At 49.4% G+C, this 11888-nt stretch carries 12 protein-coding genes; all 12 read right to left on the bottom strand.

Features of this window, described 5'->3' with window-relative positions:
- Positions 1-6: 6 nt before the first annotated feature.
- Genes EFA47_RS06510 through EFA47_RS06460 form a run of 12 tightly spaced genes read right to left on the bottom strand, consistent with a single transcriptional unit; the run spans position 7 to position 11852 of the window.
- The gene (locus EFA47_RS06510; protein WP_122642534.1) at positions 7-1143 is read right to left on the bottom strand and encodes a phage late control D family protein; all 1137 of its coding nucleotides are present in this window, start codon (positions 1141-1143) and stop codon (positions 7-9) included.
- A 15-nt stretch (positions 1144-1158) separates the two neighbouring features.
- Positions 1159-1716 carry a CIS tube protein gene (locus EFA47_RS06505; protein ID WP_122642533.1) on the bottom strand — a complete coding sequence of 186 codons (558 nt, stop codon included), beginning with the start codon at positions 1714-1716 and terminating at the stop codon, positions 1159-1161.
- Between the two features lie 5 nt (positions 1717-1721).
- Complete coding sequence (locus tag EFA47_RS06500; RefSeq protein WP_122642532.1) at positions 1722-2294, bottom strand: CIS tube protein; 573 nt, start codon at positions 2292-2294, stop codon at positions 1722-1724.
- A 17-nt stretch (positions 2295-2311) separates the two neighbouring features.
- Positions 2312-3886, bottom strand: coding sequence for a hypothetical protein (locus EFA47_RS06495; protein WP_122642531.1), 1575 nt, complete (start codon positions 3884-3886; stop codon positions 2312-2314).
- Positions 3883-4314, bottom strand: coding sequence for a hypothetical protein (locus EFA47_RS06490; protein WP_122642530.1), 432 nt, complete (start codon positions 4312-4314; stop codon positions 3883-3885). The genes EFA47_RS06495 and EFA47_RS06490 overlap by 4 nt, the downstream gene beginning before the upstream one ends.
- 16 nt (positions 4315-4330) lie before the next feature.
- A complete protein-coding gene (locus tag EFA47_RS20575) occupies positions 4331-4480 on the bottom strand; it encodes a DUF6760 family protein (RefSeq protein WP_306438879.1) in 150 nt (49 codons plus the stop codon).
- A gap of 41 nt (positions 4481-4521) precedes the next feature.
- Positions 4522-4884, bottom strand: coding sequence for a phage tail assembly protein (locus EFA47_RS06485; RefSeq protein WP_122642529.1), 363 nt, complete (start codon positions 4882-4884; stop codon positions 4522-4524).
- A 44-nt stretch (positions 4885-4928) separates the two neighbouring features.
- Positions 4929-5429 carry a phage tail protein gene (locus tag EFA47_RS06480; RefSeq protein WP_122642528.1) on the bottom strand — a complete coding sequence of 167 codons (501 nt, stop codon included), beginning with the start codon at positions 5427-5429 and terminating at the stop codon, positions 4929-4931.
- Positions 5430-5482: 53 nt separating this feature from the next.
- Complete coding sequence (locus tag EFA47_RS06475; RefSeq protein ID WP_122642527.1) at positions 5483-7168, bottom strand: phage tail sheath family protein; 1686 nt, start codon at positions 7166-7168, stop codon at positions 5483-5485.
- A 15-nt stretch (positions 7169-7183) separates the two neighbouring features.
- Positions 7184-7573 carry a DUF4280 domain-containing protein gene (locus EFA47_RS06470; protein ID WP_122642526.1) on the bottom strand — a complete coding sequence of 130 codons (390 nt, stop codon included), beginning with the start codon at positions 7571-7573 and terminating at the stop codon, positions 7184-7186.
- 29 nt (positions 7574-7602) lie between these two features.
- Positions 7603-9807, bottom strand: a complete 2205-nt coding sequence (locus EFA47_RS06465) for a stalk domain-containing protein (protein WP_122642525.1) — start codon at positions 9805-9807, stop codon at positions 7603-7605.
- Between the two features lie 5 nt (positions 9808-9812).
- A complete protein-coding gene (locus tag EFA47_RS06460; protein WP_122642524.1) occupies positions 9813-11852 on the bottom strand; it encodes a TolC family protein in 2040 nt (679 codons plus the stop codon).
- Positions 11853-11888 lie beyond the last annotated feature (36 nt).

Here is an 11888-nt window from a genome sequence, read left to right as displayed (position 1 = left end):
AATACCCTACGATTCCCCCACAGAGGCTGCCTGCCCACTTAAAAGAGTTCTGTACCCCTTTTCCCCAGATAGTTCATGCCTCACTTTATTGATATAAAACTGGTTATCTACTCCTTTTCCGAATCCTGCCATTTCTACAAAATATCCTGGCTTTAACACTGGAATCCCGATACATTCACACTCCAGCCTCCCAAAGCTCCAGGCTGTCTTTTCCGCTAAGGCCTCTGTCCTTGCCTGGACTTCTGGCTGGGAACGAACAGAAGCGTCTATACAGACCTTGGCCGTCCCTGAGAGGACTGCATTGACCCTGTTCCCTGATGAAAGTTTATCTGCACTTTTCTTTTTACAGGATATAAGCTCTCCCTTCCTGTCATCCATCCCTCTTGTCTCAAACTCCCTGGCCAGGCCCCGGATATCATAGGACATCTGGTATCCTAAAACCCCCCTTCCCGGCCCCAGCTCCATCAGCGGTATTTCCTCCTGCATGGATTTCCGGAAATAGACAGTTCCCAGATCTGTATAAAATTCATAGTTATACCTTTTTGCGGCCCTGACCACAAATTCATAGTCACTTTCAGCCGTCATTTCGAGACATACATTTGACTTTTCCTGGGACTGTTTATCCGGTGTGTCGTCCACCCTTATCTGCTCCATCAGCCCCTTCTGCCCCAGGCCCCGGCAGGACTGTCCTTTTAAGATCTCTTTCACGGCCTCTCCCCAGCTTACGGCCCTCAACTGCTTCTCAGCGATATTTCCCATCATAACTCCCTTTATGTCCATGATTGTCACAGAGGCACAGGGTATTTCTTCCTCAGAGCAGGCAAACTCTACGCTAGCCACATAGCCCCTGAATACCTCTTCCACAGCTCCCTCATACCCTGCCTCTATGACTGTATAAGAACCCAGAAGGATATAAGGCTTCAGTTCTTCAGACAAATACGTGCCATCCTTTAAGTCTGTACAGTTGTAAATCCGGTACACTGCCTCCGCCGCCTCCAGTCCGCTTGTCAGCTCTGCGTAAAACTCGCCGATAATCATCCCGGCATTATTGTCCTCAAATCTTTTTCCCTCCACTGTCACAGAAAGAATGGGACTTTCAAAATCATTATAAATCTGTCTCAGTTTATCGTATTGGTATTTCATCTATAGTATTGCCTCCTATACAGCCGGCAGTCCCTGTATAAATTTTTGAAAGGCCTGCTCCCAATAGGTAAGATCCGTCTGGGATCCCCCCTGCCGGATCGTCATACTTATTTTTCCCTGTATAGGCTGGCCCGTATGATCAAACATGGTATAGCTGCCGCTCATCTGAGATATTTCCCCAGCGAACACGTTATTGCCCCAGGCAAACAGAACCTGACGTTTTTCTTCGGATGACAGCATGCCGAGCATGGCTTTTATTGTGTCTAAAGTCCGGGTTCCATCCACATATAATTCAAAGGATAAAGTTGTATTCCCTGTGCATACTGCCTGTACTGCCGAATCAGGCTGTCCTGCTGCCTGGGGATTCTCGGCCTTAACCCGGCCTCCCTGGGTTTTAAGCTTCAGGGAAACAGGATTATACTGGACTTCACAGGCATGTATTCCACCTCCCATGCCTGTAGGTACCTTGGCCTGGCTTTGGAGTCCTGACATCCTAAGCGCCGCATTGCCCAAAATATCAGCCGCCTCTTTCTTTTCCTTCTGCAGCGCCACTGCCAAAATAGCCTTCTCCATTCTTGTCACCTTACTGTACCCTGAAACAGTTCCACATACTCCTTGTCCATAAGTTCTGCCAGCTGTCCCTTCCCACTGCAGCCAAGGGTTATTTCCAGACTGGAACGAGCAGGGTATCCTTCCCCATCGAAAATACTGTACTCCGCTGAAATATCCTCCAGAATGCCGGTAAACGAGAATGTGTTCCAATGAAAGGAAACCTTCAGATTCCTAGCGCTTCCCCTGGCCGCGGCCAGCAGTCCCTGAGTTTCTTCCTGTACAGCCTGACGGGGCCTTTGGAATCCATCCAGTATCAGCCTGACAGACATGTGTATGCCGGGTATGGACTCCTGGACGCAAGACTGCCTTGACTGCTTTTTCTTCCTCTGCTGAAAATCAAATTTTTCTTTCTTGCTCCCCCTCTCAGTGGCAAACCTTAGGTCAGTGGGGTTAAACTGGACTTCAAAAATAGAGGCCGCCCTTTCATATCCACTTCCTGGGTTTCCCTTTGCCAGTACCGCTTTTGCCTGCTGTTCTACCCTTGTATCTGCCCCTCTGTTTGCACCTATAAACTGCAGGCAGGCCTTTTCAAGCTCCATCCTGGATCCCCCTTTCCTTAAAGTCCTCTGCGTTTTTTCTCGCTTAGCAGCCTCTGTCCCAGCCTTGTATATACTTTATCCGTCAGGACATTCATCTGCTGCTGTATCTGGTCCTGCACCAGCCGGCTCACGTCCTTCTTCCCCTGTCCTGTCAAATCCAAACGTATTTGTTTTCTGTCTGTATAGTCCCATGTCTGGAAAGTTCTGTCCTGCTGAAGACGATTTTCTCCTTCTGGCAGATGTATGCCGCCTGTCTCTTTTGAGGCTTCCTGTGTGCCCTCCCGCCTTACATGTACAAGGGGCACAACTTCCATCACCCCAGGCTGCTTCTCTGTTATATACTGGATCTCCATGTACTGAAGGTGTTTTCTGATGTCTTTTTCTATCACAGTTACTGTATCCAGCAGCCTGTCTGTCTGAAAGAGAAGCTGCTCATGGAGCTCCTCCTGCCTTTCCCCGACTATATCTGCCACCATCCGGCGCAGCCTTTTCAATTCCTTCCTGTCATCTCCCCGGCTGTGTGGCCCTGCCATATCCTGTATATGATTCAGGATACGCACCTCTCTTAAGAAGCCCTCTCTGAGCACTTCTAAAAGTGCCCTGTGGTGCTCCATATCTGCCCTCTTCAGGGTTCTGTGATAATAGAAAAACCGTTCTGCTGTCTGCCGTCCGCTCTTGCCCACAGCCTCCTGAAACCTCATCCAGACAGTCCCCGCCCTGGCCCCATTCCTTCCTGTGGCATTTTCCCGGTAAAGAACTGCCTCCCGGGATAGGTTTAAAAGCATGGCAGAAAGCAGATCTGCCCTCACATCCTTTTCTGACCCACTCTCTCCTTTCCGTCTCCCTTCGTAAGGATTCATGGCCTGGAACATCTGTATTCCCGCAGGGCCAAAAATATCCTGGTTCAGCTTCAGTGCCATCAGGCTTCCCCAAAATTCCCAGATACCTGCTGCCTCTGTAACGTTCCTCCCCGGATGCATAGATCCCGCCGGCACGTATATCAGCTCGCAGAATCTTTCGGGCAGGTGGTTTGGCCCAATCCTGTCACAGACCAGGTTCTGCAGAAAATATCTGGCCTCCAAAGCAGTATATGCTTCCCCATGTTTTTTCTTCTTCCACCTCTTATTTCTATATATCTCTACAGCTGCTTTTAGCCGCCGGGCCAGTTTTTCGTTGTCTTTACACAGCTTAAACAGCTTCTGTCTCATGACACTAATCCCTGCCGCCTTGCCCACAAGTTCTACAAATTCCTTTTGCCCACGGATCCCCAGCTTTTTCAATACCATAGAGACAAATACTTGATCCTGGTAGCATGGCTTGCCATCCATAAACACGTGCAGGCGGTTCAGAAGTTGGTTTATTACCTCCATATTCATATCCTGACGGATCTGGATATGCTGGCTTGCCACAGAAAGTCCCTGCCCATCCCTCTGCCCTTTCCCGGGGGAGAGCATGGCATGTATCATGTCCTCTGCCGAAATGTGCAGAGGGAGCAGTTCATAATTCCCCATAATCTTCCGGGCAAAATATTCTGCACCGCCTGCGGGATTATACTTCCACAGGGGACTTCCTATTCTGCGCAGAGTTATCATCCTATCCCCCCTTTCCATTTCACCTGCATCTGCTCATAGGCTACTGTTGTTGTCTCTATAATCAGGCCTGGCCTCTCTGCGTCCACTTCACTGTAATTTTTTCCTGTCACCACACACCCACTGAATAAAAACTGTGCAGCGGGTTCTGCAAAGGTTCCGGCCTGGTCGCTGACCATGAGTACCATCTCCCCCTCAGGACTGTGCCCGGCAGGAAGGGGGTCTGTATACCCGGGCCCCACGTACCTCTCTGCCTGGAAAGTAAAAGGTTTGGATAGGGGTTTCTTCCTTAAGTGCACCCTGTCATTGAGCCCACCCTCCTGTATCCCCTCATACTCCACCTCCTGGGCAAAGCTTTTGCAGCTCTTCAGTGGTATCTCAGTCCCTTCCACGCAGAGCAGAAAGTGCATATTTCTGTATACATGCGCCATGATTATCTCCTTTGTTTCAGCCTCTCAATTCAAAAATATTTTTTTCTTTTTTGTCGGAGGGATTCCTGCTTATATTGACATAGGAAATCTCGCCGCACCACCGCCTGCGCTCAGCATGGCACAGCTCCATAATCTCCTGCCTGCCCCAATGGTAATAGTAAGATATAAAAGAAATCTCCTTATATAACTCTTCCTCAGGATACAGTCCTATCCCTCCTGTGTAAAATTTACAGGTACTTCAAACTGCTGCCCGCAATGGGGGCAAACGGCTTTTTGTACTGGAGGTTCCATATCATTGATCCTCTGGTACATATCCTGCAGAAAGGCAAGATCCGCTGTATAAAGTCCTTCAATCAAAGTGCCTGTCACTGTTTCAATCCCATCCAGCTCCGTAATAACCCGGGCCAGTAAAATAACAGTCAAGTAAGCGGGATTGTTTAAGGCCCGGGGATCTCTGGCGGCAGTTATTTCATCCCCCGCTGTGGCAAGCCGCATCTTCCCTGTCTTATGCACGCCGCCTCTCTCGTCTGTATACCCCCTGGGAAGTTCAAAATCATAAACTGTTGTCATCCTGCACCTCTTTTATCTTTCTCTCTGCCTGTCCCTCCCTTATTCTAGGACTGCCCACTGCCCGGGATTTCCAGCTCTTCATAGGCAATTTCTACCGATTCCAGCGCCACCTCATTTGCAGTGGCGTTTAAGTCTGGTGCAGAATATTTTGTCACCCAGGCATTCTTTAATTTCCAGATACAGGAACCCGATGTTGTTTTCTTAACTTCTGTAGGCGCACTCTCACTGATATCCACCAGCTCAATATTGACCTCACGTATGTTGTCCCCGTTTCTCGTCTCGCTGACACAGGCTGCCGCCCATTTCAGGAAATCGTTGTTGAGGGTACATCCATATTTCAAAGTAACATTCCCATGCTTCACCAACCCAGGAATCTTCATGGGCGCCAGGCTGTTAGAATTGCCCTGCCTGAATTCAATCACATCCACACTCGCTTCCACTCCGCTGACCTCAGTAAAAGCTGCCGTGGCCTCCCCGGCGGTGACAATAAAATTCATCTTAGTCAGTGGAACTGAAAGACCGGAATCCTTATTATATCTAGCCATATGCTCTACTCCTTTTCTCTCTTACTATTTCAAGTATGTGCCTGCCCCCACTCCTAGGCCCCTGATTCAGAGGTATGCTGTGTCAGGCGGAAAATCACGAATTCTGCAGGCCTGGACGGTGCAATGCCTATATTGCATATCAGCCTGCCATTTTGGATATCATCCTGTGTCATGGTTGTGGGCCCAATTTCCACGAAATAACTTTCTTCCGGAGTTGCTCCCGCAAACATGCCATTTCTGAACATCGTGTTGAGGAAACCATTTATGGAAATGCTTACCCTGTTCCAGAGCGCCCCATCATTTGGTTCAAATACAACCCATCCGGTGTTGGCCCGCAGGCTTTCCTCTACATAAATAAACAGCCTTCTGATATTTACATACTTAAACGCCCCATTGCTGCCTGCCGTCCTTGCCCCCCATATGCGGATTCCCTGGCCCGGAAGGGGACGGATCAGATTGACGCCCTCGGGGTTCAGTATGTCCTGCTCACCCTTTGTAAAATTAATATTTAATCCTGTACAGGAGACTGTCTCGTTGGCAGGCGCCTTGTGTACCCCTCTCTGAATATCCGTCCTGGAATATACGCCCATAACAGCTCCCGACGGTGGGAAATAACCTGGCTTTTTGTTGGAACGGTCAAAATTTTTCAGCCAGGGATGGTACATTGCCGCATACGTGCTGTCTACTAATTCTCTATATTCGATTAACTTTTTTGTATCTGATGTATCCCTGGGCATGTCCAGGACAGCAAACCTGCTCTGGGTATTTTCGCAGTGTGCTATGAGGGAGACAGCCACATCCGGCATGGTCACTCCGGGTACTGCCATGATGCTGACTATATGGTTTTCCAGAAATGCCTGGATTCCTGTCCGTTCCCCAGGGCCCTTATCTTTCCCGATAAATGTTTCTGCATTTACCTGCTCCATTGTGCCGTCCTGCCCGCCTTCAAGTACGACTGTGGACACTCCTTCTCCCAAAAGGGCTTCTACCGGCGAGACAAGTGCTGCAGGGGGATCTGCCTCCAGCCTGATAAGTTCACTGGCCTGGAGCCGGAGTCCCAGATAATTTCCAGATGCAGTATAAAGGCTCATCTCCTGGAAAACTTCTACCTCGTCCTCATACCGGACCTGCACCTCAAGCTCTGAAAGGTAGGCTAGTTTTTCCGGCACCAAGCCTGTATCTGTCACCTGGCCGGCAAAAGGACACTCAAACGTTATTTCATTTCCAAATATACGGACAATACGGTTATACTCATCCCCCGCTTTTATCAGGCTTCCCTCCTCAAATCCTGCTGTGGATTTGGCTATGTAAACATTCTCCTCCTTCTTTTCCAGCAGCTGCATCTTTTTCTTCAGTATCTCGGAAAATTCCAGGACCACCCGGTTCCCCCAGCTCCCTGGACTGGCGGCGCTGATAGAAATCACTTCATTCTTAAATGCAGCTGTCCTGGCATCAGCGGGAATCACCCTTGCCACATAACACCTAGTTCCGCCGTTCTGGAAAAACTGCTCCACGGCCCCTGCAAGGTAACGGTATTCTCCGAAGGCAAACTCGCTTAAATAACCGCCGAACCTACGGACATATTCCGCGAAGCTAGTGACAAGCACCGGGGCGCCTTTCACCGCGCCTCTTTGTGCAAGGCCCACAAAGCCTGCTGTGCTTGTGCCCACCCCCTCCATTCCCCGGGGAGAATTGTCATACTCCTCCACATATACTCCAGGTGATAAATATTCTGCCATTTTCAAACTCCTTTCCTATACCAGCACCTTCATTTGTCCTGGTGATTTTATGCTGATCATCCCCATGCCATTGCCACAGAACAACTGCGACTCACTGCACAGGCAGGGAATCCCCCCTGTCAGGATCCCGGGTTTTACCGGAATCCATGTGCCGGCTGCTGCCAGCATACATGGCTGTGGGGCCAATACCCCCAGGGCCGCTGCCGTGGCGGCAGCTACCTGTGGGTTAGCCATGGATGTACACATACCAAACGGCGCTATATGTACATAGGCCCCCACATCCTGAATCGTGGCCACTGGCTTGCCGCCTGCCATACAAATGCTCTGGGAAGTCCCTATCAATGTGCCTGGCGCTGTGCCAAAGGTACAGGCCAGGACTGCCCCCTGTACGACCACTGCCCCCATATAGCTTACTCCTTCCCCGCTGTAATATATTATAAAGCCAGAAGCCTGTCACAGACTGCTGAAGCCAGCTCTGCCATATCATCATCCAGCAGCACACAGTAGGTTGTCCCCGGCAGGGGATATACTTGGCAGGAAAACTGTTCCTCCACAAAAGCCGAAGGAATATACAGGACCGCCTGGAACAGCACCGGCTCCTCCAGTTTTTTTTCCTCCTGTCCCACCATGGCTGTATCTGAAAATGCAGTAAACTGATAATACTCCTCTTCTCCAGCCAGCACTGCCTGCTTTTGGTTCTCTCTCCATACGTACCGCATAGAGCAGAAATACGCCAGCTTATCTGCCGGGGCATAATTACTGCCAAGATGGGTCCCAGGCAAAGAAAATACAAAGCTTTCTTCCTCCCCTGCAAAGGATTTGGCCTTTGCTTCCAAAAGAAGCGCCGCTGGACTTTCGCTGCCCGTCTCTGTCTGCTGGCAGAACATGCCGATCCCTGCCAGGGCGGCGCCATTTTTTCTGGCATCCCCGCGCTCCAGAGAGACTCCATCTATTTCTTCTACTGTCTCTGCGATGGTATCTGCATGTATCTCCCGCAGCACAGCCGGAAGGCTGCTGCTTAGAAGTCCTTCTGTCTGGTTCAGCAGCTCCTCATATATAGGCTGGGAATCCCCATCCATCGCCCACAGGGCAGCCAGTTTCTGGTAAATTTCTTCCAATGCCTCTGCTGCGGCCTGGGGACTGCCCTGGCATAGTGCGCCGATACCCTCCAGCGCTGTTTTTGCAGTTTCCACATCTGCAGCGTTTTCTCCCTCCTGCTGCAGATTCTCCAGAATATGCAGCACCTCAGTCTTCCTATCCTGTATGCCTTGGGAAGCGCTCCCATCTGCATACTCACCGGCTGCCTCCAGTTTCTGGATTTGGCTTTGTACCTGGGTTTCCAAAGCCTCGATTTTCTTTGCTTCCTCTGGATCCTTTTCATCCAATGCTTTTAATTTCTGGGCAGAAAGTTTCTCTTTTTCATCATAAAGTCCTGAAAGCTCTTTGTTTTCCTCTGTTTCTCCATCCATCTGCTTCCTGATGGCTTCAAAGTAATCTAGTTCGTTTTGCGCTGCCTGGCTTCCTGATTCTTCCGCCAACTGCCTTGCCCTGGGAAGAAGCCGGTTATCCAGCACTGCCTTAACATCCTCACTGTGCCTGTCCTTCCCCTCTGCCAGCCGGTATAAACTGGCCAGCTCATTGTTAAGCGCCTGGGCCGCCGTATCATCCCCTGTCTCTACAGCTTCTATGAGCTCCTCTGCCAATTCCCTTTCAGTCTGTGCCAGAGCCAAATCCTGGGCCGCCGCATCCTCTGTAAGTATCCTCTCTGCATCCAGGGCATCTACGCTTCCCTGAAGCTCTTTCAGACTATTCCCCAAAGCTGCCGTCAAGTCAGAGTTTGCTGAAAATTCTTTGTCAGAGGATACTTGATCCATCAGTTCATTTAATTTTTCTATGGCTATACAGTCTGCCTCATATCGCCTGCCGGCATCTGCCTTTTCCATGATCCGGCCTATGGTGTCCATGGCCTCTTTACTGCCGCCCCCAGCAGACAGCCTTCGCCGGTATTCATAAAGCCTGGCTATCTGGCCATCCAGCTCATTTGTCTTTTCATTTTCTATATCTTCTTCAAAAAATTCATCCAGAAGCTGTGTATTCACCCCACTTTTTTCCAGGGCCTTTTTTTGATTGGCCAGAGCCTGGAGTTCTTTAAGCTTGAGCAGGTTATAAGGGTCTTGTATGTCAAATATATTGACCTCCTCATTTGTACGGAGGTCATAGGTGTTTCCATCTAAAGAAGTATGATATGTAAAAAATAAACCAGCAATCACCTGGCTGTCCACCCTGCCTTCTTCCCCTGTAATGTCCTGCAGTGACACCGCCGAACTGATTTCATACCAGGCGCCATCTGCCAGCTCTGATTTGTAGTATATATCCAGCTGCCCTGATTCCTCTGCAGATTGGACTGCCAGTTCATAAATATGGTCGTTTAGCGATTCCAGGCTGATAAGGTGTGTGCCCACAGCCAAAGTTGCATTCTCCACTTCATCTGGCCGGATATGTACCCCACTCCCCTCATAAAACCCAGCCCTTAACATCTTTGGCACCACGGAAAATATGGCTGCCGCTGTCAAAATACCTGCCGCCGCATACCGTTTTCCCGGATGCCTGCATTTTTGCTGCCCCTTTTGCTTCCTCATGATTTCTATCCCTCCTCTGCTACTGCTTCCATAGTAGTCTCCCTGAGCCTGGCCGTATACAAAAAATTTCCCCGCTCATCGTAGAAAACTGCCCTGATATTTTCTAAGTCATCTGCCGCCACAGACAAATGGGAGAAGGACTCTTCTATAGGGATTTCTGTACTGGCTCCCATCCCAATCCCATTTAAATCCTGTATCTGATAAAAAGCTATTTTTTCTCCTGCCAAAGGCCTGAAAGTAATTTCTGTTATTCCCAGGATCTTGTCAGTGGTACAGGTGTAAGTGGCCACCGCCCGCCCTGACCCGGCAGGCACGATCTCATATCCTCCTGTAATCTCCAGCTCCCCGCTGCTGGCCTCAGGGTCTATCTGGCACTCATCCAGAAATTTCTCTCCGTCATATAACCTGACTGCTGCTTTTTCAATACCATCCAGTGCCAGGGTCAAATGCTTAAGCTCCTGCCCTGCCTCTGTCCTTTCTCCCACCTGCGTCCCATTGACCCACAGTTCAAAGGAAGAGACTGACAGGCTGAAATCTTCTGGTATTACAATACCAAACAGAAATACATGGTCCTCTGCCCTTGTCTTAATATAGTAGGAAGCGCCATTAAGCTCCTCGGCACTGAGAAAGCTGTCTCCCCCGTAAGCTGGTTCCATGGCCGTAAGCTGGCCGCTGATATATTTCGTCATGCCCCCGCATGTCAGCCTGTCAAAGGAATACAGAAGAGCGCTCACCTCTCCCAATGCCTCCAGTTCATCCATCTGAGCTTGTTTATAGGCATCCTGCTCTGCCCTCAGTCCCTCATAAGACAATTCCCCGAGACGGTTGAGCAGCAAAGCTTTATCCATGGCCGTCTCTTGTTTTCCGGCCGTCTCTTGTAAGGACAGATAAGAATTCCATGTGGTTACAATAGCCTCGAAACTGTCACCTACGCTGGTCTTTAGGGAAGATTTTACTGTATCCTCCTCATTTTTCAGATCCACATATTCCAGAGCATCTGTGTATAAAATATAGGGGTCGTCCTCTATATAGCGCACACCATCCTGCTCCCCCTTAAACCAGTCCTTTGGAATTTTTATAAACAGGATCCGTATATCCCCGTTCCAGGGTTTCTCAATCTCTCCAAGAAAGGCGTCATAGGCAGCCTGAAAGGCATCTCCATCGATCTCTTTCCCCTCTTTTGCCTGGTCTACATAGGACTGGATCCAATCCATCTTCCCCTTATAGTGCTGTTTCATCAGCTTTTCATTGGTTTCCAGGCTTAACAGTCCCAGGCGGGAATTCAGCTTCGCCTCATAATATCCATGGTCATTTTCCAGCGTATGCTCCACAAGGGCGGGAAGGGCGTCCCGGTTAGGGCTTACTGATATGAGGGGATTCTCGAAACGGTACCCTATTCGGACATCCACTCCGGCCATGGCGGTTATTTTTTTCTTCAGTGTTTCCATCTCACGCATAGCCTGGCTTACATCAGTAACCAGCTTTTCCAGGGAATCCTCCATTTTTTCCACATCTGCTATCTTCGCCTCTCCTGTTTTTACTCTGGCTCTGTTCCTCTCTAGGGTTTCCTCCTGAGAGATCCGCGCCTCATCCAGAAAAGCTATTTTTTCCTGGCATATATAGGCCTCTGCATACAGGTTGGAAATCTGCTCTGCCGTCTCATAGCGGGTATCTTCTAGTTCATGCCACAGGGCAGTCAGCTCACATTGCATCTGCACCGGTTTATACTGCCATTCGTAAGAATCTGTCAGGCCCGGCTGCTCTGGAAATTGAAAGTCCAAAAGAGGGTTCCACCTGAAAGTCAGCATATCTTTCTGCTTTAACCCCACTGATTTCACTGCCTCCACATATTTCACTTTCTGCAGATTGATTTTTGTCTGCAGCTTTTTACAGGCGTCACTATTTGCGAGGGCCAGTGTTTTTGCCTGTTCTAAAGAAAGAGTAAGGACAGCGGCAGACTTTAGGGGAGGCATAGGCAAACAAACTGTATAGAGCGCCACACAGCATAAAATATACGCTACTTTCTTCTGCATCTCTCTCCTCATTCATTCCCTCCTATATATCATCTGAAAAATATACGG

It is taken from the genome of Luxibacter massiliensis (assembly GCF_900604355.1).
Classification (GTDB): domain Bacteria; phylum Bacillota; class Clostridia; order Lachnospirales; family Lachnospiraceae; genus Luxibacter; species Luxibacter massiliensis.
Note: the sequence above shows the minus strand (reverse complement) of the source record. Positions and strands in the feature narration are given on the sequence as shown.